We start from the raw sequence: 25,581 nt of genomic DNA, 5'->3' as shown, positions 1-25,581 counted from the left end.
CTAATTTTGTTGCGTGGTCAAGCAACTAAATTAGTAATCTAATACGAACCAGAGAAAATTTCAGCGAAATTTTCAAGTAGGCTAGAATAAAGCAATAAATTATACACGTCTAAAGTGTGCAGTTATTTATTCCGCTTTAATTTGTTTTGTTAAATATGAAATTTTAGGATTTTTCTTATTTACTAATATTTCAATTTGTTGTCCTTTTTTTAATTCTCCAATCTTTTCAAGAATAACATCGCGTTTATAATTTTCATTCTGATAGTTGTACGAAAATGATAGAACGCTCAAACTCTCTTTTTCAAATGATCTAGTTACTATTCCGTTTATAAAATCAAAGTCATTTTTATTTAATATTATTGGTTTTGTATAGTCAACTTTGGAAATTTCAGGATCTGATTTAGAGTATTTAATTCTATAAATTTCTCCAATATTAAAAATTCTCGTACTCAAAGGTCGGGTTTCGTATTTTTTTCCGTCAACATTATATTCAATGAAATTCACTTTTGATTTGTAAGTCTTATTTCCAATAATTTTACAAAAAGTAAATTCATAATTTTCTGACAACAAACTTTCACGAGTATCATTGTCATAATATTTGTAAACAAAAAAAGAACAAATTATAATTCCGAGTAAAAGTGTTTTCAGATGCGCACTTTTCTTCTGTTTCGAAGTTAAATGGTCTTTCTTTATCTTCATTTTATCAATTGAGTTCAAGTATTATTAAGTTTTGTTGGCGCAGTTGACTAATTGCACATAACGGTTTTCTCTAAGATTAGCGGCGCCTGGCGCAGCTTGCATAAGCCCACTTTTTGGCGGGGTTGGAAGCGGCGAAACCGGCCAACGTCTTTCTTTCCTCCAAGTTAACTGAGCCGCGTGCGAATAAGCAAGGCAAGCAAGTTCGTATTTTTCGGAATTTCAAGTTGCTAATATTTGTTCAAATTACTCACTTATTGATAGGTTAGCGCCATCAATTTTATACATTGTTACCATTAGTTATATCAAATACAAATTTATGTATCTTGCTATTCAACTAATCAAGGCTAGGCTTTCTTTTTCTCTTACTCTTTGAGTTGATTTTAGACGAATCTCAAAAACTCAATTTATGAAAAGAATCACCCTCGCTTGCTTACTGTTGTTTTGTATTACATCGTTTGCTCAACAAGGTATTAATTACAAAGCCTTAATTAAAGACGGATCTGGAGTTATAGTTTCCAGTACAGCTATCGATGTTACCTTTACTATATTAGATGTAGCAGTGAATGTATATGAAGAAACCCATGCACCTACCACAGATGCCAATGGGATTGTAATACTAAACATAGGAGAAGGAGCGCCTGTAACAGGAGACTTCTTTGCAATTGATTGGAGCAGTAATAATCACTTTTTAAAGGTACAAATAGATACAGGGGGCGGTCTGCAAGATATGGGTACCACAGCTTTTAAAACGGTTCCTTATGCGATGCATGCTACCACAGCAACCACATTACCCGGCGGCATAGACCAAGGATATATAGCAGCCCTAGAAGCCAGAATAGCAGCTTTAGAACCACCACCACCAGCAAGCGTAGGAGATATTAAGGAAGGCGGTGTTGTATTTTGGGTAGACCCGGCAGATAATACCCACGGTTTGATATGTGCTTTTTCAGATTATTTAACAATGGTAGAATGGGGTTGTTTTGGTACAGATTTAGTAAACGTTCAAAATGTTACTAGTGGTACGGGTCCTGGTGCGGAAATAGGAGATGGTATGAGTAATACTAATAGTATATTAGCTGAATGCCCTACAGCACCTACAGCCTTAGCGGCTCGCTCATTAGGTGCTGATTGGTTTTTACCAAGTATAAACGAGTTGGAAGAGATGTATATAAATAAAACAACTTTAGAGGCTGTCTCTGGATTTGCTCCATTTAGTGCTGTCTACTGGAGTTCTACGGAGTACGATATCTTTTTCGCGTATAATCAGTTTTTCGTCTATGATGCTCAGGGCGTCAGCCGTAAGGACATCACAAACAACGTGCGTGCTGTTAGAGCTTTTTAGTTATTTATCAATTTAATTATTTAATTGAATACCGCGTAAGCGGTCGGTTTAAAAAATTTTAAAACCAATGGTAACGTAAAATTGACTATTGGTTTTTTTGTTTCTTATTATTATTATTATTATTATCTTTTAATTTTAGAATAAGCTACTTTTCCAATTCTAAGAATCTAAATCGTTTAAAATCCCTCTCAAATTGAGAGGGATTTTAGGTCTATAAACCTTAAGATTTTGTGGTTTAAACAGCTATAAAATACCGTATGTCTAAAAGAATTTTAGTATGTTTAATTTCGCACTATTTTTATAGTGTACAACTAGTCTAAATCTTAAAAACTCAATTCATGAAAAGAATCACACTAGCATTATTACTATTCGTTACAGTAAGCATGGTTGCCCAAGACGGCATCAACTACAAAGCTGTAATTAAAGACGGATCTGGGGTTATAGTTTCCAGTACAGCTATCGATGTTACCTTTATTATATTAGATGGAGCGTCCAATGTGTATGAAGAAACCCATGCACCTACTACAGATGCCAATGGGATTGTAATACTAAACATAGGAGAAGGAGCGCCTGTAACAGGAGACTTCTCTACAATTGATTGGAGCAGTAATAATCACTTTTTAAAGGTACAAATAGACACAGGGAGCGGTGTGCAAGATATTGCTACCACAGCTTTTAAAACGGTTCCTTATGCGATGCATGCTACCACAACAACAACAGCAACCACAGCAACCACATTACCCGGCGGCATAGACCAAGGGTATATAGCAGCTTTAGAAGCCAGAATATCAGCTTTAGAACCACCACCATCCACGGTTCCAGATGCTCCAACAATAGGAACCGTCGTTGCAGGAGATGAATTGGCAAGTGTTCCATTTACGGCACCATTAAATGATGGCGGTTCTGCAATAACAGGATATACCGCAACTTCCTCACCAGGTGGCCTCACTGGCACATTAAGTCAGGTGGGCAGTGGAAGCATAGCGGTATCAGGCTTAAGTAATGGAACCGCTTATACATTTAGCGTTACTGCTACCAATGCCATTGGTACGAGTAATTCAAGTGCTACGTCAAATTCAGTAACACCATCCACAGTTCCTGATGCTCCAACAATAGGAACCGCAGTTGCAGGAAATGGAGCGGCAAGTGTTCCATTTACCGCTCCATTAGGTGATGGCGGTTCTGCAATAACAGGATATACCGCGACTTCCTCACCAGTAGGTTTTACTGGAACTTTACCTCAGGCAGGAAGTGGCACCATAACGGTGTCGGGCTTAACAAATGGAACAACGTATACATTTAGTGTTACTGCTACCAATGCAATAGGAACCAGTAATCCAAGTGCTGCGTCAAATTCAGTAACACCACTCACGGTTCCCGATGCTCCAATAATAGGAACCGCAGTTGCAGGAAATGGAGCGGCAAGTGTTCCATTTACGGCACCTTTAAATGATGGAGGCTCCCCAATAACAGGATATACCGCAACTTCCTCACCAGGTGGCCTCACTGGCACATTAAGTCAGGCGGGCAGTGGAACCATAGCGGTATCAGGCTTAAGTAATGGAACCGCTTATACATTTAGTGTTACTGCTACCAATGCCATTGGTACGAGTAATTCAAGTGCTACGTCAAATTCAGTAACACCATTAGCCGGGCCAGCGGTAATAGGAGATATTAGGGAAGGTGGTGTTGTGTTCTGGGTAGACCCGGCAGATAATACCCGCGGATTGGTATGTGCTATGTCAGATTCAGTACTAGTAGAATGGGGTTGTAATGGTACAGATTTACCAAACGTTCCAAATGTCATTAGTTCTCCTCCTACGGGTCCTGGTGCAGAAATAGGAGATGGTATGAGTAATACGAACGCGATATTAAATGATTGCCCTACAGCACCTACAGCCTTAGCTGCTCGTTCATTAGGTGCTGAATGGTTTTTGCCAAGTGTAAACGAGTTGAAAGAGATGTATTTAAATAAAACAACTTTAGGGGCAGTCGCTGGGTTTAGTGCATTTAATAGTTTCTACTGGAGTTCTACGGAGTACGCTAACAGTTACGCGTATTTTCAGAGTTTCTCCAGTGGTGGTCAGAACGTCACCACTAAGGACGGCGCAACCAATGTTCGTGCTGTTCGGGCTTTTTAGTTATTTAACAATTTATCAATTTAATTAATACCGCCTCTGGCGGTCGATTTAAAAAATTTTAAAACCAATGGTAACGTAAAATTGACTATTGGTTTTTTTGTTTCTTATTATTATCTTTTAATTTTAGAATAAGCTACTTTTCCAATTCTAAGAATCTAAATCGTTTAAAATCCCTCTCAAATTGAGAGGGATTTTAGGTCTATAAACCTTAAGATTTTGTCGTTTAAACAGCTATAAAATACCGTATGTCTAAAAGAATTTTAGTGTGTTTAATTTCGCATTACTTTTATAGTGTATGACTAATCTAAATCTTAAAAACTCAATTTATGAAAAGAATCACCCTCGCTTGCTTATTGTTGTTTTGTATTACATCGTTTGCTCAACAAGGTATTAATTACAAAGCTTTAATTAAAGACGGATCTGGAGTTATAGTTTCCAGTACCGCAATCGATGTTACCTTTACTATATTAGATGGAGCAGTGAATGTATATGAAGAAACCCATGCACCTACCACAGATGCCAATGGGATTGTAATACTAAACATAGGAGAAGGAACACCTGTAACAGGAGACTTCTCTACAATTGATTGGAGCAGTAATAATCACTTTTTAAAGGTACAAATAGATACAGGGGGCGGTCTGCAAGATATGGGTACCACAGCTTTTAAAACGGTTCCTTATGCGATGCATGCTACCACAGCTACCACATTACCCGGCGGCATAGACCAAGGGTATATAGCAGCTTTAGAAGCCAGACTAGAAGCCAGAATAGCAGCTTTAGAGCCAGAACCAGCTGTAATAGGAGATATTAGGGAAGGCGGTGTTGTATTTTGGGTAGATCCGGCAGATAATACCCACGGTTTGGTATGTGCTTTTTCAGATTATTTAACAATGGTAGAATGGGGTTGTTATGGTCAAGATTTATCAAGCGTTCCAAATGTTGCTTGGAATGGTGGTAATCCTGTGGGGCTTGGTGCAGAAATAGGAGACGGTGAGGATAATACTTCTGGTATATTAGTTGGTTGTCCTGGTGCACCAGCAGCCTTAGCGGCCCGTTTCTACGGCCCTGATTGGTTTTTACCCAGTATCAATGAGTTAAACGAAATATATATAAATAGAGCGACTTTACAGGCTGTCGCTGGGTTTAATGTACTTAGTATTAGTGCTTACTACTGGAGTTCTACGGAGTACAATAACTTTTTCGCGTGGAAACAGTATTTCAACGATGGTAATCAGAACAGCTACGATAAGTCCAGCACGAGCTACGTGCGTGCGGTTCGGGCTTTTTAGTTATTTATCAATTTAATTATTTAATTGAATACCGCGTAAGCGGTCGGTTTTTATTTTTTAAAAATGGCATTACACACAGGACTTCCTGTTTATAGAGACAATTATAAATCGGCGTTAGAGATTTTTGTTACCACTAAAAATTTCCCCAAAGAATACAAGTATAGTTTGGGTAGCGATATGGGGAGATGTTAGATGTTAGAACTGAGCATTGAGAAAAAAGAAGTAAACAGCCTTTCTTTTCGGAGTAATTAATGGCAACGGTTTTCTCTAAGATTAGCGGCGCTTGGCGCAGCTTGCATAAGCCCACTTTTTGGCGGGGTTGGAAGTGGCGAAACCGACCAACGTCTTTCTTTCCTCCAACTTAACTGAGCCGCGTGCGAATAAGCAAGGCAAGCAAGTTCGTATTTTTTGGAATTTCAAGTTGCTAATATTTGTTCAAATTACTCAATTATTGATAGGTTAGCGCCATCAATTTTATACATTGTTACCATTAGTTATATTAAATATAAATACAAATACAAATCTATGTATCTTTACATTCAACTAATCAAGGCTAGGCTTTCTTTCTCTCTTACTCTTTGAGTTGATTTTAGGCGAATCTTAAAAAAATCGATTTATGAAAAGAGGTATTCTTGCATTGCTATTATTATTTTCTATCACAGCATTTTCACAGTCTAGCAGTATCAACTACAAAGCCTTAATTAAAGATGCTAGCGGAGCGGTTGTGTCCAATGCGGAAGTCACGGTTCAGTTTCGAATCTTACAAGGTACGGTCATGGCCAATGTTTACCAGGAAACACATATACTTGATACCGATGCCAACGGTATTGTAATTTTAACTATAGGAGATGGACCTGTAGACAGTGGTGTTTATGATACTATTGATTGGGCAAGCTATGATCACTTTTTAAACACTTGGATTAATACAGGTACGGGTTTAACCGACACGAGTACTGCTGGCTTTAACGCAGTGCCGTATGCGTTGCAGTCCAACACAGCTACAACTGCCACAGAATTAACAGGCGGAATAGACCAAGCCTACATAGATACTTTAGAAGCTAGAATATTAGCTTTAGAAACACCAACAACACCAACAGTACCCACAGTAGGGGAACCATATCAAGGAGGTATAGTTGCATACATTTTACAAACGGGAGACCTTGGTTATGTAGCTGGAGAAACACACGGGCTAATAGTAGCTGGCTATGATCAAACGCTAAACCCTGGAAATATAGCATGGATAACCGGAGGTGATACGCAATTTACTGTAAATGGCGGTACTTTAGCTGCTATAGGAACAGGGCAAGCAAATACAACTGCGATCATGAATCAATCTGGTCATAGCGGAAGTGCTGCACAATTATGTCATTTTTATTCAATCACAGAAGGAGGAGTTACTTATAATGATTGGTTTTTGCCCAGTAGGGACGCAGTGACTGTTTTGTATTTGAACAGGTTGGCAATTGGAGGGTTTGATTTAGACGGTACTGGTCAATTCACTTTTCTCTACTGGAGTTCTACGGAGGGCGATTACAATGACGCTTGGGGCACTTATTTCTTCGGTGGTGGTATTCAGGGAGCCAACAATAAGGTAAACAAACATCACGTGCGTGCTGTTCGGTCTTTTTAGTTATTTGGTTATTTATAATAGTACCGCGTAAGCGGTCGGTTTAAAAAATTTTAAAACCAATGGTAATGTAAAATTGACTATTGGTTTTTTTTGTTTCTTATTATTATCTTTTAATTTTAGAATAAGCTACTTTTCCAATTCTAAGAATCTAAATCGTTTAAAATCCCTCTCAAATTGAGAGGGATTTTAGGTCTATAAACCTTAAGATTTTGTCGTTTAAACAGCTATAAAATACCGTATGTCTAAAAGAATTTTAGTGTGTTTAATTTCGCATTATTTTTATAGTGTATGACTAATCTAAATCTCAAAAACTCAATTTATGAAAAGAATCACCCTCGCTTGCTTACTGTTGTTTTGTATTACATCGTTTGCTCAACAAGGTATTAATTACAAAGCCTTAATTAAAGACGGATCTGGAGTTATAGTTTCCAGTACAGCTATCGATGTTACCTTTACTATATTAGATGTAGCAGTGAATGTATATGAAGAAACCCATGCACCTACTACAGATGCCAATGGGATTGTAATACTAAACATAGGAGAAGGAGCGCCTGTAACAGGAGACTTCTCTACAATTGATTGGAGCAGTAATAATCACTTTTTAAAGGTACAAATAGATACAGGGAGCGGTCTGCAAGATATGGGTACCACAGCTTTTAAAACGGTGCCTTATGCGATGCACGCTAAAACATCAGGAAATGGAGCTGGACCAACAGGTCCGCAAGGTCCAACGGGCCCACAAGGACCGGCTGGTACTTTCCAGTTTCAATATGGAATGTTCTATGGATTAACCGCGGGCACAGGAAACAACGGACCGACAGATTACCCAAGAACGATTAACGTAGGATTTAGCGTTCCTTTTCCCCGGGATGGTCCAGCATTGGGCATTACACGTGTGGATACTTCCAGTTTTAATTTGCCCAATATTGGCACGTATGAAATCTCATTCTATCTTTACGTTGCTGAACCGGGGCAGCTCCAACTTTTGCTTAATGGTACTGCACTTCCTGAGACCACGTCAACAAATCAAATAGGGGGTTCTGGTATAAGTGGAACATTCTTTATAACTACGAATACTATTAATTCTGTGATAGCAATAATAAATACTCTGGGAAGTCAAGCTGCAATTACAGTAATTCCGGCATCGAGTGGACCGGCAAATGCACAGAGAATAACTATTAAGCAGATCAATTAGCCTAGCCCGCCCATTGAACTTATTTCATTCAGTCATTGGTATAACTATGTTACGCTTGTTTTTCAATGCAAAACGCCGTTTACTCGTAAGGTTTTTTGCACATTATTTTCGGGAGTGGGCTATTGGTTATAACGTGTTTGTATAACTTTCGTGGCGTGGTTAAACACCTCAATTAGCAAATACACACCGAATAGAAAATCCACAAGTATTTTAGTAAGTAGGCTAGAACTAGCAATAAATTATATACAGTGTTGGCATTTCGTTTTATTTAAAATTGGTATGAAAGTCCTGTATTTGCAATTCCTTTATACCCAAAACCTAATTCTAAAGTTGCCGCTAGTTTTTTACCAAATCGAAAACCAAATGCATTTAGTTGGAAATTAAAAAAACTAACGTCAGCATCGATAATATTAGAAGATGCAGTAGAATCAGATTTGTGTTTAGTATAAGCCACATTTAGCCCAGAATACATCTGAAACCAATCCTTTTTAATATAGTGGTAGGAAGATCCGATCCCAACAGTTATGAACTGATCTGTAACATTACCTGTTTTAACATTACTTTCAAAAACATCCTTTTCAATCGTTTGGTATGAGACATTTGAATTTATAAACCAATTATTTTTAATTGCATAATTATAAGTTAAAGTAAAACTAGCGGCAAATTTTTCGTTTTTGTAGGACACATTATTATAATCATTATAAATGTCACCAAAAATGCTGGTAATAATTTCTACATATTGATTGGTTGTTAGAGATCCAACACTTAAGTTAATATCTTGCGTGCCTTTTTCTTGTGAGTAAGAGATACTTGATAAAAAAATAAATCCTAAAATAAACCCTAAATTTTTCATAAATAAAATTTTAAATTAATTATCCCGGCCTTTTGGGCTTTTCAAGTGCCACCATATTTTATTTGTAAAGTTACTAAATAAATGGCAGCTTACTAAATAAATGGCAGCGGTTTTGTAGAAGAATAGTAGGGCGGAAAAAAGGTGACTACCATTCGGTTGAACACAAGCCAAATTAAAAAATTTGGCGACTTCGCAAAAGTGCCCTTGCTATTGGGTTAAGTACTTATTGCCCTATTATTTTTATACGTTGTTGCCATTAGTTTTCACACTGCTAGCTAATTTTTTTCGTCTCCGATAATTTTGTGCATTAACAAGTAGAAAATCAAGGGATTTTTTTCGAATTTCCATTTTTATGTTTGTTCCAGTTTTCTTTATGGTTAAAATCGAATCTATTAATTTATTGTTGATTTGTATTCGCATAGAGCTTTCATTCTTTTCGATGATTTTAAGTTTCGCAAACGGATTTCTAATCATTTGGTTAATCTCTTTCCAGTTCTCTGCGCTATTTTCAATTCTTATAGAATGCTTAGACTCCAAAAAATCGATATAACTTAAATCATTGTGTTTTTTATATTCAAATAGTTGCCAAAATACTATTTCAAATGAGATTACAAAACCAGTAATAATTGTTAGTATCCAACGGGTGATTTCAAAACCATTCTGTAAACTCCAAATTAAGAATCCGATTGGAAAGAAAAGAACTGTCTTTAAAAAAAACTTGGATGTTTTGCTTCGCATTTTGTTTCAAATTAATGCCAACAATTGTCTATCATCATTGATGATATATCTATTATAGTTCCATTTCTTAATAAGGACCTGTATTGAATTTAGAGTCTATACTTGTATAATCCCTAAATTAAATTTTTTTTCAATAGGAGCGTGGTCGGCAGCTTCAATCCCCAAACTAATCCAAGTTCTTGTGTCTAGTGGGTCTATAACACCGTCAGTCCAAATTCTAGAAGCTGCATAATAGGGCGAAATCTGTTCGTCGTAACGGGCTTTAATGCGATCGTATAGTTCTTTTTCATCTTCAGGAGAAATCTCTTTGCCTTGCTTTTTTAAGGAAGCAGTTTCAATTTGCAACAATACTTTAGCCGCACTGTTACCGCTCATTACAGCCAGCGCTGCACTAGGCCAAGCCGCAATCAATCTTGGGTCATAGGCTTTTCCGCACATGGCATAATTGCCAGCACCATAACTATTGCCAATAATAATAGTAAACTTAGGCACTACACTGTTGCTTACTGCATTTACCATCTTTGCACCATCCTTAATAATGCCGCCGTGTTCACTTTTGCTTCCTACCATAAACCCAGTTACATCTTGTAAAAAGACCAAGGGTATTTTTTTCTGGTTGCAGTTGGCAATAAAACGGGTTGCCTTGTCTGCACTATCGCTGTAAATAACACCACCAAACTGCATTTCGCTAGGTTTTGTTTTTGCTTTTGTAGTCTTCACTAATTTTCGTTGGTTGGCAACAATACCCACAGCCCAACCATCAATACGGGCATAGCCTGTTAATATGGTCTGGCCATATCCTTTTTTGTATTCTTCAAAATCGCTATCGTCTACCAGTCGCGAAATAATTTCACGCATATCGTATTGATCGGCACGAGATTTAGGAAGGATGCCATAAATTTCTTTAGGATCTAAAGTTGGCTTAGCCGCTTTAATTCGGTTAAAACCAGCTTTATCATAGGCGCCAATTTTTGACACAATATTTTTAATCGTGTCTAGAGCGTCTTTATCATCTTTTGCTTTATAGTCGGTCACCCCACTTACTTCGCAATGGGTCGTTGCACCACCCAAGGTTTCGTTGTCAATACTTTCGCCAATCGCAGCTTTGACGAGGTAGCTTCCCGCAAGAAAGATACTCCCTGTTTTGTCAACGATTAAAGCCTCGTCACTCATAATAGGCAAGTATGCACCACCCGCAACACAACTGCCCATTACGGCACTAATTTGTGTAATTCCCATACTGCTCATTACCGCATTGTTTCTAAAAATGCGACCAAAGTGCTCTTTGTCTGGGAAAATCTCATCCTGCATAGGCAAGTAAACACCCGCGCTATCCACAAGATAAATAATGGGTAATTTATTTTCGATCGAAATTTCTTGAGCCCTCAGGTTCTTTTTTGCGGTAATAGGAAACCAAGCACCCGCTTTTACAGTGGCATCATTAGCAACCACAATACATTGCGTGCCTTTTATATAACCAATCTTCACCACCACTCCGCCACTAGGGCAGCCACCGTGTTCTTTGTACATCCCTTCACCGGCAAAAGCACCAATTTCAATACTTTTTTCCTTATCATCTAGCAAATAGGCAATGCGCTCTCTGGCAGTCATTTTGCCTTTTGCACGGTGATTTTCGATGCGTTTTTCACCACCACCTAGTTTTACTTTAGTAAGGCGTTGGCGCAGGTCTGAAGCTAATAGTTTATTGTGATCTTCGTTTTTGTTAAATTTTATATCCACGGAACTTTTGTTTTCAGCTAAAATACGAATTATCCAAAAAAGTAGCCCTACGGAAGTAAAAATTAATACGCCAGAAAAGAAGACTATTGCGTAATTATTTTTCTACAGAAGCAAAAATGACGAAAGACTGCTTCGATACAATTCCACATAAAAAGCGGAAGCACTCAGCAACCTTAGACTCTTTGTTTGATTAATCCTTGTAAGTTTAAAAAAAATATAAATTGTTCCTTCTCCTTTTTTCAAGTCAGCCAAGCCCCGCCTTTATTTCATATTAGATTGATTATCAAAGCATCACAGCTAAATACAAAAGTATCATCAAACAAACAATCAGGCTCCTTCCCTTTTTTCAGGGCAAGGTGTGTTTTGGGAGTATGTAAATGAAACTGAATATATTCAATCCGAAATTTTGGAAGGAGTAGTTTTGAAGCCAAAACCAGCCATTAGAAACCCTCCATTAGAAACTCCCGTTAGTTGATTTTTTTAATTTTACTGTACTTATATATTCCAAGGTATTATATTCCTAGGTAAATAAATATTTTTAGTATATATTTGCTTTATAATTAAAATGAAACACCTAGAAATACCTTTAAGATATTGTAAACCAACAAAAGGTTTACTTGAGGTCATTCTATGTTGCTAACTATCAAATATTTTATACAGATGAAAAAATTAATAGCCTTTGCTGGAAGTGACAGCAAAAATTCGATCAACAAAAAATTGGCGGCTTACACCGCTACGCAAATAGCAAACACGACTACCCAAGTATTGGACTTAAACGATTATAGTCTTCCAATGTATGGTATGGATTATGAAATTGAACACGGCATCCCGGAGAGCGCACATCAGTTTTTAGAAATAATTAAAGGCGCAGATGGTATTGTTCTTTCCTTGGCAGAACACAATGGAGCGTATGCAACCGTCTTTAAAAACATCTTTGATTGGATGTCTCGTATTGACGGCAAAGTGTGGGGCAACGTTCCTATGTTTTTAATGGCAACATCCCCTGGAGCAAGAGGAGGAGCAACTGTTTTAGAAATTGCAATGGGCAAATTTCCGTTTATGGGTGGAAATATTGTAGCTAGTTTTTCATTGCCAAGTTTCAACGATGCATTTTCTGAAAACGGAATTACAGATGCAGCATTAAGACAAAAGTTGGAAGCAGAAGTAAAGAAATTTGAATCCGCAATTCAGGGATAAAATAGAAAGTAGAAAAGCGAAATTGGAAATGAGTCATCACAATTTCACAACCATTTCTGCAAAATAACCGAACAGCGTCAAATTATAAATCTGAAATCCTACATGGGCGATCTTTCAAAAGACATTAACAGCAAATTTGCCAACGATAAAGTGAAGGCAATGCTTAATATAATGTACACAGCGAATTGGATTCAAAGTAATCAGAATTTGTTTTTTAAACCTTTTGGGATTTCTCCACAGCAGTATAATATTCTAAGAATCTTAAGAGGAGCTGCTCAGGCTATTTCAGTACAAACCATAAAAGATAGGATGTTAGAAAGGTCACCAAATGCCACTAGGTTAATGGATAAGTTGTGTGATAAAAAATTAATAGAACGTGTTACTTGTAAGGGAGATAGGCGCGTTGTGCATATCAAAATCACCCACCAAGGGCTACAACTCTTAACTGAAATTGATATCGCAAAGCGAAGAGATCAATTGGCAAATCTAACGTTAAAAGAGGCAAGGATATTAAGTGATTTATTAGATAAAATAAGATAAAAAACATCCCTTCCCAAGCTCCCCTTCAAAAAGGGGGGGATATTCGTAACCTTGAACTAGGGATTGTTTCAAAAATCAAAAGCCAGCTTCTTCCCTCATTGGCTGATAATGTATAATGGAGCAAAAAATTGAGCAACTTCTCCTTTTTTAGAGGAATTTGAATTTTGTTAGAAACTGAAATGAGATAAACAAAATTCGAACAGAAATTCTGAACGGGTAGGTGTAAAACTCAGCCAACCATCTAAAACAAAAACCATGAAACACAACACAATAAAAAAAATAGGCCGCAGCGATTTTGTAAATATGGGTCCCATAAAATTGAGACAACCCATCCCAACACAGGAGATAGAATTGATAGATCCATTTGTGTTATTGCACCATTATGGACCATATCCAATCAACGAACTTAACAACCCGTTTGATTTGGGGCCGCATCCACACCGTGGTTTTGAACCCATCACATTTTTAATTCAAGGAGAGCAATTGCACCGCGATTCTTTGGGTAACGAAAGCGTTGTTAAAGAAGGTGATGTTCAATGGACAACGGCAGGACGCGGTATAATACACGCAGAAGGCCCAACCAAAGACTTTGTAAAAAGAGGAGGAACCTTAGAAGGAATCCAATTATGGTTAAATCTCCCTGCGGAAAAGAAAATGATTCCGTCAAACTACCAGCACGTTAAGAACGAAGATTTTCTAGTAGTTACTTCTGAAGATAAAAAAGTAAACGTTCAAGTAATCGCTGGAGAGTTAGCAGGAACAAACGGAAGAATAGCAACCCAAACCGCAGTAAATGCATACATTATAGATGCAGAAAAAAACGGAAGTTTCGATTTGAAAGTTCCGCCAAGCCATCAATCTCTTGTTTATCTATTAAACGGTAGCGTGACGATTAATAATGAAGTAGCACTCGCGCTTAATGAAGATCAAATGATTTGGTTTGAGCAAGATGGGGATGGCTTTTCTATTAAGGGAAATTCAGATAGCAAACTCTTATTTTTATCTGGCGAACCCATTAATGAAAAGATAACCAGTTGGGGGCCTTATGTAATGAATTCCCAAACCGAAATTATGGAAGCATTACGAGACTATAAAGAAGGTAAGATGGGATTTCTTCCCGCTTAATTTTAAAATCATCGGCCGCGGCCGATGATTTTTTTATTTGGCACCATACTTAAATAAGTTCAGCATAAAAACTAACAACCTTTCTTGATGGGCTTGTGGAAGCATTTTAGAATCTGGTTTGTGTAAAAACTAAGCGCCAGTCTCTATGGAAAAACACTTTAAATTATCGATATTTGTGATTACACTAAACGGAAAATCAAATTTGAATAAGAAGTGTAAACAAAACACACAAACTAAAAAATATGATGAACAAAAATACAGTATTAGCGTGGGCAACTTTTATAATGATTGTTGTTGGATTGGCTTTAATAGCCTTAGGCGCTTTTAGATATGATGATGTAGCAGGATGGGGCTTTGCAGCAGTAGGTATTGGCTTCTTCGCCATAGCGTGGGTTTTTAATGCCTTAAAAGGGCGTATGTAATTTTAGTAGCAGTGAACAGTAATCACAAATGCTAAACCGAGCTTCGATAATAATAAAATTTCTTAGTTTAAATTGATAGTAAAACTCATTTGACAACAACGTATAAACATTTCAACTCATAAACTCTTTTGAATAATGGCTGACGATAAAAAAGTAATATTCTCTATGTCTGGTTTGACCAAGACCTTTAAAACAGCACAATCTCCTGTGCTTAAAAATATATATCTCAGTTTTTTCTACGGCGCTAAAATTGGGATTTTAGGTCTCAATGGGAGTGGTAAATCTACCCTTCTAAAAATCATTGCAGGTGTTGATAAAAACTATCAAGGTGACGTTGTTTTTGCTCCTGGCTATTCGGTGGGCTATTTAGAGCAAGATCCACAATTAGATCCTGAGAAAACGGTGATGGATATCGTAAAAGAAGGAGCTGCAGAAACCGTTGCTATTCTTGACGAATATAATAAAATAAACGATTCTTTTGGTTTAGAAGAGGTCTATAGTGATGCTGATAAAATGGACAAGTTAATGGCACGTCAATCAGTCTTGCAAGACCAGATTGATGCCTCAAATGCTTGGGAGTTGGAAACCAAACTAGAAATTGCAATGGATGCATTGCGCACTCCAGATGGCGATAAAAAAATAGGACCACTATCTGGAGGAGAAAAACGCAGAGTTGCATTGTGTAGGTTATTATTACAAGAACCTGATGTATTATTACTCGATGAGCCCACCAATCACTTGGATGCAGAAAGTGTTCACTGGTTAGAACACCATTTAGCACAATACAAAGGGACGGTGATCGCAGTAACACACGATAGATACTTCTTGGACAATGTTGCAGGCTGGATTTTAGAGTTGGATAGAGGAGAAGGCATTCCGTGGAAAGGGAATTACTCTTCGTGGTTAGATCAAAAATCTAAGCGAATGGCGCAAGAAAGTAAAACAGCAAGCAAGCGTCAAAAAACATTAGAACGCGAATTAGAATGGGTACGTCAAGGAGCAAAAGGAAGACAAACCAAACAGAAAGCGCGTTTAAATAATTACGATAAATTAATGAGTCAAGATCAAAAGCAGCTTGACGAAAAATTAGAAATCTATATCCCCAATGGTCCTCGTTTAGGAACCAATGTGATTGAGGCTTCCGGGGTTAGTAAAGCCTATGGCGATAAACTACTGTATGAAGATTTAAATTTTAATCTACCGCAAGCAGGTATTGTGGGTGTTATTGGACCTAACGGTGCAGGAAAAACTACCATTTTTAGAATGATTATGGGAGAAGAAACACCAGACAAAGGGTCGTTTACTACAGGGGAAACAGCTAAGATTGCCTATGTAGATCAAGCACATAGTAACATAGATCAAGAGAAAACAATCTGGCAAAACTTTAGCGACGAACAAGAATTAGTGATGATGGGCGGTAAGGAAGTAAATTCTAGAGCTTATTTAAGTCGATTCAACTTTAGTGGTAGTGAACAAAACAAGAAGGTAAGTTTACTTTCAGGTGGAGAACGCAACCGTTTGCACTTGGCAATGACTTTAAAGGAAGAAGGAAACGTACTGTTACTTGATGAGCCTACAAACGATTTAGATGTAAACACACTAAGAGCACTTGAAGAAGGATTAGAAAACTTTGCAGGTTGTGCCGTGGTAATTAGTCACGACCGTTGGTTTTTAGATAGGATTTGCACGCATATCCTAGCTTTTGAAGGGGATAGCCAAGTATACTTCTTTGAAGGTGGTTTTAGTGAATACGAAGAAGGTAAAAAGAAACGTCTGGGTGGAGATTTAATCCCAAAACGAATAAAGTATAAGAAGTTGGTTCGCTAACTAAAACATAACTTTAATAATAAACCCGCTATCAAAAATTTTGGTAGCGGGTTTTGTTTTAGTAAATACTTTCAAACAACTATCTTTAAGAATCAAATTAAATCAATTTATGAAAACTCCTTTTTTAGCTATTATTTTCTTTTTTGGATTCAGTCTCGTGGCTTCAAATTCAGCCGCACAAGTCAAAAAAAACTTTGAATATCTGGATGTATTTGAATTGGAATACACAGGTGATCCTCAAATTTCGCCAGACGGAAATTGGGTGGTATATCGTCGTACCGGTTTTGATGTTATGAAAGATAGGAGTAAAGGCAATTTATGGTTGGTTTCTGCAAATGGAAAAGAACATCGCAAGCTTACAGCACGCGAAGGCAATGAAAGCAATGCAAAGTGGTCGCACGACGGGACTAAAATTGCATTTAAAAGCAGTACCGAAAATGGGAGCGAAATTTATGTTTATTGGATTCAAAGTGGTGCAATCGCTAAACTAACGCAGCTAGAAAATAGTCCGTCGAATTTAGCGTGGTCTATTGATGACTCACAAATTGCGTTCACCATGAAAGTAAATGCCAAAGCTCCTGTGATTGCAAAAATGCCTTCAAAACCTAAAGATGCAGAATGGGCAAAATCACCAAGAATTACAGACCGATTAAAACACGAAGCAGACGGGGTAGGATATTTAAAACCGGGATTTACTCATGTTTTTAGCATTTCTTCAGACGGTGGTACCGCTCGCCAATTAACGAGTGGCGATTTTAATCACGGTGGAAACTTGTCTTGGTCTCCCAATGGCTCAAAAATTTATTTTTCAGCAAACCGAAACAAAGATTGGGAATATGATTTTAGAAATAGTGAAGTCTACGAATTTAATATGCAAAACGGAACTATAAATGCTTTGACCAGCCGAAATGGGCCAGATCGTCAACCTCAAATTTCTCCTAATGGTAAACACATTGCTTATGTAGGTTTTGAGGATAAAGTACAAACGTATCAAGTAGCCCAATTGCACCTCATGAATCCAGATGGCAGCGGTCAAAAATCGATTTCTTCTGGTTTGGATCGCAGTATTAAAAACCCAACTTGGGCGAGTGATAGTAAAGGATTATACTTTAAATATGAAGACAAAGGCATCACAAAACTAGCATATATTTCGCTCAGCGGAAAAGTAACAGATATTGCCACTAATCTCGGCGGAACAACCTTGGGCAGGCCTTATGCGAGTGGAAGTTTTTCAGTTGCGAAAAAAGGTACAATCGCCTATACCATTTCAAGCCCAGAAAGGCCTGCAGATATTGCGATTACTGAAAAAGGAAAAACAGCAACTACAATCACAGGAATAAATGAAGACCTCCTTGCTTACCGAAAGTTAGGCAACGTTGAAGAGGTTTGGTATAAATCAACCGCAGATGGGCGAGATATTCAAGGCTATATTGTATATCCTCCTAATTTTAGTGCAAGCCAGAAATATCCAATGCTTGTTGAAAATCACGGGGGTCCTATTTTAAATTATGGTCCACATTTTACTGCTGAAATTCAACTATATGCCGCTGCGGGATATATTGTATTTTATCCCAACCCAAGAGGGAGCACAGGCTATGGTGAGGAATTCGGAAATTTACTATACAACAACTATCCAGGCGAAGATTATAACGATGTTATGGATGGAGTAGATGCACTTATTAAAAAGGGGAATATTCTCGCAGATAGATTGTACGTAACAGGAGGAAGTGCTGGCGGAATAATGACCGCTTGGATGATTGGAAAGAACAATCGTTTTAAGGCTGCTGTTGTGGCAAAACCAGTAATTAATTGGATTAGTAAAACCTTAGTAGCAGATAATTATTATGGCTATGCAAATTCACGATATCCTGGGCAACCTTGGGAAAATTTTGAAGGCTACTGGAAGTTTTCACCATTGTCATTAGTAGGGAATATAGAAACCCCAACCATGGTAATGGTTGGGATGAATGACTTAAGGACGCCTCCCAGCGAAGCAAAACAATTATACCACGCCCTAAAGCTTAGAAAAATAGAAACTGTTCTCGTGGAAATCCCAGAGGCATCTCACGGAATTGCATCAAGACCAAGCAATCTAATTGCTAAAATAGCGCATACATTAGCGTGGTTGGAGAAGTTTAAATAAGCAGCAGGGAGCCTGCTCGGGATGAGGTTGTTTTATTATTTTAAAATATCAATGAGTTAGCTATTTATATACAGATTACTTTTGTGGATACCAATCTAACTGCATAATTTTTATTTCAGAATTTCCTGCATTTACAAGCTTCTTAAATTTTGAAACATCACTCAATCCTCCTGTGCCTCTGTAGTGGTATGGGTACACCGTTTTAGGTTTAAAAGCGAGTACCGCATCTGCCGCACTTTCAACAGTCATTGTGTAGGGTAAATTCATGCAGACAAATGCCATATCTATATTTTTAAGCTCCCGCATTTCTGGGATGTCCTCAGTGTCTCCAGAGATATAAATACGTTTGTTAGCTTTTTCTAGGACGTACCCATTACCGCGCCCTTTGGCGTGAAACTTTAAGGCTTCTGGACGTAAATTATACATCGGGATTGCTCCAATATTAAATTTCAATACTTTAGAGTTTTCTCCATTAGCTATGATTTTAGTTTTAGATTTCAAATCTTCAGGTAATTTATCAGCTACGGCTTTAGGCGCAATGATGTGCGTGTTCTCAACAACTACTGCAGCGAGTGTTTCTAAATTTAAGTGATCGCCGTGAATATCTGTAATTAATATAATGTCAGGTTTTGGTTGTTCGTTAAATGCTTCGGTACCTCCAACGGGATCTACATAAAATATTACTCCATCCCATTTTAATATCATCGTAGCGTGTGATATTGGTGTGATATTAAAGCTTTCTTCATCTGTAATCTTAGTTTCGATACTATTCAATTCATTGGTTACAAGAGCTGTTTCTTTGTAATCCTTTGTTGCCCCATCTTTACAGCTTATAATAGATAGAAATACGAAAAGTGCTAAATAAGGTTTCATGTGTTTTTGATATTTTAGTTAATTTACCAAGATAGCGCAAGGCAACTTTAATTTATTTAAAAGGAATCGTAAAAAAAATGAAACACTAAAAACTGCCTATTGCAAATGAATACTGCTTACTAAGATGTCATCTCTTCCAACGACTTCTGCCAAACCTTAATTTTATCTCGGAGCTTTGCAGCCATCATAAAGTCTAGTTCTTTAGCAGCTTTCTCCATCGCTTTTCGAGTATCGCGTATTTTCTTTTCTATTTGTGGTTTTGTAAGGTATTGCCCTTCGGGCTCTGCAGCTGAAAGTGTCTCCGCATTTTCAATCGTATAAGCCTCTTGCTTTGATTTTGTTAGTGAGTTTTCAAAACTCTTTTTGATTGCAGTAGGGGTAATATTGTTTGCTTTGTTATAGGCCATTTGTTTGCTTCGGCGGTATTCAGTACCATCAATGGTTGCTTGCATGCTTCGAGTGATTTTATCTGCGTACATGATTGCTTTACCGTTGAGGTGTCTTGCGGCACGACCTACAGTTTGTGTTAAGGAACGGTTACTTCTTAAGAATCCTTCTTTATCTGCGTCTAAAATTGCTACGAGTGATACTTCTGGTAAATCAAGTCCTTCCCTTAACAGGTTTACACCAATGAGGACATCAAATATCCCCAAACGTAAATCTTGCATAATTTCTACCCGTTCCAAGGTGTCCACGTCGCTATGAATATAGCGGCATCTAATATTAACTCGGCTTAAGTATTTGGTCAATTCTTCTGCCATTCTTTTGGTAAGGGTTGTTACAAGAACGCGTTCGTCTTTCTCAATTCGTTTTTGCATTTCTTCGATTAAATCATCAATCTGATTTAAGCTAGGCCTTACTTCAATAGGGGGATCTAGTAATCCAGTAGGACGAATTATTTGCTCCACAAAGACCCCGTCAGTTTTTGCGAGTTCATAATCTGCAGGAGTAGCGCTCACATAGATTACCTGATTTTGAAGTGCTTCCCATTCCTCAAATTTTAGCGGGCGGTTATCCATAGCAGCGGGCAATCTAAAGCCGTATTCAACGAGGTTTTCTTTACGAGAACGATCGCCGCCATACATAGCACTCACTTGAGATACGCTTACATGACTTTCATCTACAATCATCAAATAATCATCTGGAAAATAATCCAATAAACAGAAAGGTCTTGTTCCAGGAAGTCTTCTGTCTAAATAGCGAGAATAGTTTTCGATACCGCTGCAATAGCCAAGCTCTCGTATCATTTCTAAATCAAAATTGGTGCGTTCTTCCAAGCGTTTTGCTTCTAAATGCTTTCCTATTTCTTTAAAATACTCTATTTGTTTTACCAGATCGTCTTGTATTTCGCGAATAGCCCCTTGCAATACATCTGGAGAGGTAACAAACATATTTGCAGGATAGATATTTAGTTGTGGATATTTCTCAATCACTTCGTTGTTTAGTGGATTGAAAGCTTCAATTTCTTCAATTTCGTCTCCAAAAAAATGGATTCTAAAAGCGTTGTCTGCATAGCTTGGAAATACATCTACTGTATCGCCTTTAATTCTAAAGTTTCCATGCTTAAATTCTGCTTCAGTTCTTGAATACAGACTTTGAACTAGCTTATGCAATAACTTAGTCCGAGAAATTATTTGACCTTTTTTTAAATCAATAACGTTCTTTTGAAATTCGACGGGGTTTCCAATTCCGTAGATACAGGAAACGGATGCTACCACAATAACGTCCCGTCTTCCTGAAAGTAAGGACGAGGTCGTACTCAAACGCATTACTTCAATTTCTTCGTTAATGGAAAGGTCCTTTTCTATGTAAGTCCCGCTGGTTGGGATAAATGCTTCTGGCTGATAATAATCGTAGTAGGAAACAAAATATTCCACCGCATTGTTGGGGAAAAATTGTTTGAACTCAGTATACAATTGTGCTGCTAAAGTTTTGTTGTGTGCGAGTACCAGGGTAGGGCGTTGCGTTTGTTCAATTACATTAGCAACGGTAAAGGTTTTTCCACTTCCAGTTACCCCTAGAAGGGTCTGGTACTTTTCTTTGGTTTCAATCCCGTTTACCAATGATTTAATAGCGGTGGGCTGATCTCCAGTGGGTTTAAAATCTGATACTATATTGAACTTCATATAGCTACAAATCTAGTTAAAAAGAACCTGTTTCTTGAGATTTGAAACGGCAAGTTATTGTCAAAGAGATGTTAAACTTCTCTGCTTTATTAATTAATAAAAGCGATAGTTTTTGAAACGCGCGCTTTGCTTACAAAAAGTTTTAATTAGGAAATTAAATAGCCTAGGGGCCTTCTAAAAATAGGTTTAGTTCATCTATGGCGCTGTCAAAACCGAAAGCATCATTTGCTTTCCAGTAATTGTATGGATTGAAGCAAAATAGGTATGCATATTTTGCAAATTCTAATTTATTGCTGTCAAATGAAAAGCGCGTCTTGATAATTGTTATTTGTTTATAAGACCCGAAAATGCGCTGCGCTATTTGTTTGGCAACTCTTGGCTGAGCCTCTGAGCAGGTTTTATTTTTAATCGCTTCTAATGCTTTGTTAAAGTCATTATTATTCATCGCATAGCAATCAGGCTCCTCAATCACAATTATTTCTACTGGGATTTGATTTCTAGTAGCAGCCTCATAAATGTTCATATCAATTCCGCCAGTGCCTTCACCAATGTTTATATGGTTTTGATTTATGAGGGTGTTGGTTTAATTAATCGTTGTGTTATTAATCACTACAAAAGGCATTGGCGAATTGTTGTATGCTACAGCCGTTACATCTTCTTGAATTGTAGGGGCTGGTTTGTAATCGGTAAACAAATAAAAGCGCAGCACTTTTTCACCTTTTCGATCCTCTTTTATAGGTTATATCACCGCGATAGCGATCTGGATCTAGCGTCATAAGTGTTTTCTTTATGATTGAGGGAATGTTCGAATCTGCAAAATAACCCTTTACTAAAGTATTCATTCCTTAAGGAAATCAACGCGAATGTTGACCGCAGGATTTGTGTTTTGACGCACCCTATTTAAAACCAGATAAAATGAGTTTTCACCTTCACTAAATATTGTTAAACCTGAATGTTGCGATAAAATGCTTTGACTGGCTCGCGTCAATGCCAATGGGAGTGATACTTTTTTTCATAATCGCAGGTTTGGTAGTACCTCTTTTGAAAAGTGATGCCATTGTAATCCTGGAATAGTGCTAATTTAAGAAGCGCAAATAAGAAAATTATTATTTGCTATTGATCGCTTTTGCTTTTCCATCGTTGAAGTTTCCATTCTTTTTGATCTTCTTTTGACAGAAAAGTCCACGCAATAATTCGTGAAGACTTATTACCAGTTCCCATTGGGATTGTTTTAATCTCAGTGGCATCTGCCGTGCGTAGGGCTTTTTGGATTCCTTTTACGTTGGATTGTTTGGATACTAAAGTAGAAAACCAATAGCAATTTTCAGCATATGTTTTACTCTCTCTAATTAAATTATGGATGAATTTGTACTCGCCACCATAGGTTACCATTTCTGAATATTTTCCTGCGAAATTTAGTGTCGCTTTCTCTATTTCCTTTCCGGTAAGGTTCTGTATTTTTCTGATGGATCCTTTTTCTGCATCTTCAACTGAGGCGTGAAATGGTGGGTTACACATCGCGAGGTCTATTTTGCTTTCACGTGGAATAATTCCGAATAAAATATCTCTTGGGTTTTCTTGTAGTTTTAATTCGACTTTGCCTTTTAGTGATGGATTTGCAGCTACAATTTTTTCAGCCGAAGCGATCGATTTTGGATCAATATCCGAAGCTATAAAATTCCAATCGTATTCAGTAACCCCAAGAATAGGATATATACAGCTTGCTCCCGTGCCAATGTCAAAACAAGTAATCATAGCTCCTGTGGGAATTTTTCCGAAGTTATGTTCGCGCAACACATCTGCGAGATGATGAAGGTAATCTGCACGCCCAGGAATGGGTGGCGTTAGATTCTCATCTGGAAAATCCCAATGTTCAATTCCATAATAGTAATGGAGTAGTGCTTTGTTCAAACTTTTTACGGCTTCAGGATTTGAGAAAGCGACACTGTCATCACCATATTTATTAGGCGTTACAAACTTTTTTAATGAAGGAATAGCTTTTACCAATGCGTCAAGATCATATCGTTCTATATTTTTATTACGAGGGTGGAGTCTTGATTTTAATTGGGATGGTTTTTTAGACATGGTTGTATTCTTGATTAAAATAAATTTGAATAGAGCACGCAAAGTATAACAAATAGTCCAATTGCGATTGTTATATCTTTCTGTTGTTTCGCTTTTCTGTAGAACCTGTCTTTTTTTAACTTCCAAGAAAAAGATAACTTCAACGAAGGTTCTAAATGGGAACACTATAAACAGAGAAACACGGGCGCATTCATTTGCCATTTTTTGTTTTTAAGACGGTCTCTTTTCTTTGATAAATATTTTTTTTCAGTTCTATATTTCTTCGAGCCAGCACCGGTCTTCTGCACAAATGTCTGTTTTAGAGTCTTTCTTTTTGTCGTACTCTTTTAGTATTAAAGGATCTTTTTTTAGCTTCAACACCGAAATACGATAATACGCTAAAAAAATCAAATCTTTTGAGATTTCAATTCCGGCTATAGAGAAGCGTTGAAAATCTGCCAGCGCCCATATTTCCTCAGGGCGCTCTTTAGAAATATTGAGTAGCCTTTCAACGCGTCCTTGCTGCAAAATTTAGCACCTCCGATTTTTTAATTTTGTACTTTCTTAAATTTTATGTTCCTTTTCCATTAGTTCTAATTTGATATTTGTTTTCGACTTCACTAAAAGTATATTTAAGAGTAATAAAAATGGCGTTGTTTTATTATCAGAAATATTTAAAGAGTTTTTTTCAATCAACCTTACTAAACAGCAACATCGTATTCACGTAAGGCATCATTTAGAGATGTCTTTTTATTGGTGCTCTCTTTTCGTTTTCCAATAATTAATGCACACGGAACTTGAAATTCACCCGCCGGAAATTTTTTGGTATAACTCCCTGGAATTACCACAGATCTTGGGGGGATTACACCCTTTGTTTCGATAGGTTCTGCTCCTGTAACATCTATTATCTTCGTACTCATCGTTAGCACCACATTGGCCCCTAAAACGGCTTCTTTTTCTACTCGAACGCCTTCAACCACGATACAACGAGATCCAATAAAAGCACCGTCTTCAATAATTACAGGTGCTGCTTGTAAAGGCTCTAATACCCCTCCAATTCCAACACCACCACTCAAATGCACGTTTTTTCCAATTTGTGCGCAACTTCCTACTGTTGCCCAAGTATCGACCATCGTACCTTCGTCTACATAGGCACCAATATTTACATAGCTTGGCATCATAATAACGCCTTTACTAATATAGGCTCCGTGACGCGCCACAGCATTAGGTACTACTCTAATACCTTTGGCTTCGTAGCCTCTTTTTAACGGGACTTTATCGTGGTATTCAAAAATACCAGCTTCCATGGTTTCCATTTTTTGAATAGGGAAGTAAAGCACTACTGCTTTCTTAACCCATTCGTTTACTTGCCATCCAGAAGCAGTTGGTTCAGCGCAGCGCAACGCTCCTTCATCACACAGTCTTACCACTTCTCTAATTGCGGCGATAGTTTCAGTATTTGTTAATAGGGAGCGGTCGTCCCAAGCTTTTTCTATAGTTTGTTTTAATATGTTCATTTTTTGAGTTTAATTATCAGTTTATAGATTTTTTGTAGTTGATACCGGCTTCAAGTTTAAAAGTCTCCCTTTCTAATTTTGGAAACACATTTTCAGTTTTGTGTCAAATACTACCAAAAT

At 37.5% G+C, this 25,581-nt stretch carries 23 protein-coding genes; 12 read left to right on the top strand and 11 right to left on the bottom strand.

All coding sequences use genetic code 11. The annotated features are described in order from the left end of the window. Positions 1-126: 126 nt before the first annotated feature. Positions 127-699: a hypothetical protein gene (locus ABXT67_RS16605; RefSeq protein ID WP_415375144.1), complete on the bottom strand. Its 573-nt coding sequence runs from the start codon at positions 697-699 to the stop codon at positions 127-129. A 406-nt stretch (positions 700-1,105) separates the two neighbouring features. Between ABXT67_RS16605 and ABXT67_RS16600 the strand changes: the two genes are divergently transcribed. From ABXT67_RS16600 to ABXT67_RS16575, 6 genes are all read left to right on the top strand, one after another. Continuing rightward, positions 1,106-2,041, top strand: a complete 936-nt coding sequence (locus tag ABXT67_RS16600; protein ID WP_415375143.1) for a hypothetical protein — start codon at positions 1,106-1,108, stop codon at positions 2,039-2,041. A 338-nt stretch (positions 2,042-2,379) separates the two neighbouring features. Further along, complete coding sequence (locus ABXT67_RS16595) at positions 2,380-4,182, top strand: fibronectin type III domain-containing protein (protein ID WP_415375142.1); 1,803 nt, start codon at positions 2,380-2,382, stop codon at positions 4,180-4,182. A gap of 326 nt (positions 4,183-4,508) precedes the next feature. Further along, positions 4,509-5,471 (top strand): DUF1566 domain-containing protein, encoded by a 963-nt coding sequence (locus tag ABXT67_RS16590; RefSeq protein ID WP_415375141.1) that lies wholly within the window; start codon positions 4,509-4,511, stop codon positions 5,469-5,471. Between the two features lie 63 nt (positions 5,472-5,534). Continuing rightward, positions 5,535-5,663, top strand: coding sequence for a hypothetical protein (locus ABXT67_RS16585; RefSeq protein WP_415375140.1), 129 nt, complete (start codon positions 5,535-5,537; stop codon positions 5,661-5,663). 424 nt (positions 5,664-6,087) lie between these two features. Next, positions 6,088-7,101: a hypothetical protein gene (locus ABXT67_RS16580; protein WP_415375139.1), complete on the top strand. Its 1,014-nt coding sequence runs from the start codon at positions 6,088-6,090 to the stop codon at positions 7,099-7,101. Between the two features lie 319 nt (positions 7,102-7,420). Beyond that, the gene (locus tag ABXT67_RS16575; protein ID WP_415375138.1) at positions 7,421-8,296 is read left to right on the top strand and encodes a hypothetical protein; all 876 of its coding nucleotides are present in this window, start codon (positions 7,421-7,423) and stop codon (positions 8,294-8,296) included. Between the two features lie 268 nt (positions 8,297-8,564). Here the strand turns inward: ABXT67_RS16575 and ABXT67_RS16570 are convergent, their stop codons facing one another. From ABXT67_RS16570 to ABXT67_RS16560, 3 genes are all read right to left on the bottom strand, one after another. Next, complete coding sequence (locus ABXT67_RS16570; RefSeq protein ID WP_415375137.1) at positions 8,565-9,149, bottom strand: hypothetical protein; 585 nt, start codon at positions 9,147-9,149, stop codon at positions 8,565-8,567. 240 nt (positions 9,150-9,389) lie between these two features. Then, positions 9,390-9,887, bottom strand: coding sequence for a hypothetical protein (locus ABXT67_RS16565; RefSeq protein ID WP_415375136.1), 498 nt, complete (start codon positions 9,885-9,887; stop codon positions 9,390-9,392). 96 nt (positions 9,888-9,983) lie between these two features. Beyond that, a complete protein-coding gene (locus ABXT67_RS16560; protein ID WP_415375135.1) occupies positions 9,984-11,627 on the bottom strand; it encodes an acyl-CoA carboxylase subunit beta in 1,644 nt (547 codons plus the stop codon). Between the two features lie 660 nt (positions 11,628-12,287). Here ABXT67_RS16560 and ABXT67_RS16555 point away from each other — a divergent pair. From ABXT67_RS16555 to ABXT67_RS16530, 6 genes are all read left to right on the top strand, one after another. Next, entirely contained in the window at positions 12,288-12,824 is a 537-nt protein-coding gene (locus tag ABXT67_RS16555) for an NADPH-dependent FMN reductase (protein ID WP_415375134.1), read from the top strand. Between the two features lie 102 nt (positions 12,825-12,926). Continuing rightward, positions 12,927-13,364: a MarR family winged helix-turn-helix transcriptional regulator gene (locus ABXT67_RS16550; RefSeq protein ID WP_415375133.1), complete on the top strand. Its 438-nt coding sequence runs from the start codon at positions 12,927-12,929 to the stop codon at positions 13,362-13,364. A gap of 255 nt (positions 13,365-13,619) precedes the next feature. Further along, entirely contained in the window at positions 13,620-14,489 is an 870-nt protein-coding gene (locus tag ABXT67_RS16545) for a pirin family protein (RefSeq protein WP_415375132.1), read from the top strand. Positions 14,490-14,734: 245 nt separating this feature from the next. Further along, positions 14,735-14,911 carry a CAL67264 family membrane protein gene (locus ABXT67_RS16540; protein WP_415377023.1) on the top strand — a complete coding sequence of 59 codons (177 nt, stop codon included), beginning with the start codon at positions 14,735-14,737 and terminating at the stop codon, positions 14,909-14,911. 135 nt (positions 14,912-15,046) lie between these two features. After that, a complete protein-coding gene (ettA, locus tag ABXT67_RS16535) occupies positions 15,047-16,738 on the top strand; it encodes an energy-dependent translational throttle protein EttA (protein WP_415375131.1) in 1,692 nt (563 codons plus the stop codon). Positions 16,739-16,847: 109 nt separating this feature from the next. Then, complete coding sequence (locus ABXT67_RS16530; RefSeq protein WP_415375130.1) at positions 16,848-18,881, top strand: prolyl oligopeptidase family serine peptidase; 2,034 nt, start codon at positions 16,848-16,850, stop codon at positions 18,879-18,881. 75 nt (positions 18,882-18,956) lie between these two features. Here ABXT67_RS16530 and ABXT67_RS16525 read toward each other — a convergent pair whose 3' ends face one another. The 7 genes from ABXT67_RS16525 to ABXT67_RS16495 all read right to left on the bottom strand — a co-directional run bounded on the left by ABXT67_RS16525 (position 18,957) and on the right by ABXT67_RS16495 (position 25,461). Continuing rightward, positions 18,957-19,754 (bottom strand): MBL fold metallo-hydrolase, encoded by a 798-nt coding sequence (locus ABXT67_RS16525; RefSeq protein WP_415375129.1) that lies wholly within the window; start codon positions 19,752-19,754, stop codon positions 18,957-18,959. A gap of 119 nt (positions 19,755-19,873) precedes the next feature. Next, a complete protein-coding gene (uvrB, locus tag ABXT67_RS16520) occupies positions 19,874-21,880 on the bottom strand; it encodes an excinuclease ABC subunit UvrB (RefSeq protein ID WP_415375128.1) in 2,007 nt (668 codons plus the stop codon). 163 nt (positions 21,881-22,043) lie between these two features. Continuing rightward, positions 22,044-22,403, bottom strand: coding sequence for a DUF4476 domain-containing protein (locus ABXT67_RS16515; RefSeq protein ID WP_415375127.1), 360 nt, complete (start codon positions 22,401-22,403; stop codon positions 22,044-22,046). Positions 22,404-22,463: 60 nt separating this feature from the next. Then, positions 22,464-22,589 carry a hypothetical protein gene (locus tag ABXT67_RS16510; protein ID WP_415375126.1) on the bottom strand — a complete coding sequence of 42 codons (126 nt, stop codon included), beginning with the start codon at positions 22,587-22,589 and terminating at the stop codon, positions 22,464-22,466. Between the two features lie 404 nt (positions 22,590-22,993). Continuing rightward, entirely contained in the window at positions 22,994-23,965 is a 972-nt protein-coding gene (rlmF, locus tag ABXT67_RS16505; protein WP_415375125.1) for a 23S rRNA (adenine(1618)-N(6))-methyltransferase RlmF, read from the bottom strand. Between the two features lie 252 nt (positions 23,966-24,217). Next, positions 24,218-24,472 carry a hypothetical protein gene (locus ABXT67_RS16500; protein WP_415375124.1) on the bottom strand — a complete coding sequence of 85 codons (255 nt, stop codon included), beginning with the start codon at positions 24,470-24,472 and terminating at the stop codon, positions 24,218-24,220. Between the two features lie 173 nt (positions 24,473-24,645). Next, positions 24,646-25,461 carry a 2,3,4,5-tetrahydropyridine-2,6-dicarboxylate N-succinyltransferase gene (locus ABXT67_RS16495; protein ID WP_415375123.1) on the bottom strand — a complete coding sequence of 272 codons (816 nt, stop codon included), beginning with the start codon at positions 25,459-25,461 and terminating at the stop codon, positions 24,646-24,648. Positions 25,462-25,581 lie beyond the last annotated feature (120 nt).

Source organism: Patiriisocius sp. Uisw_017, from assembly GCF_047731265.1.
Taxonomy (GTDB): domain Bacteria; phylum Bacteroidota; class Bacteroidia; order Flavobacteriales; family Flavobacteriaceae; genus Patiriisocius.
The sequence above is the reverse complement of the archived record's forward strand: the minus strand, read 5'-3'. Positions and strand labels throughout refer to the sequence as shown.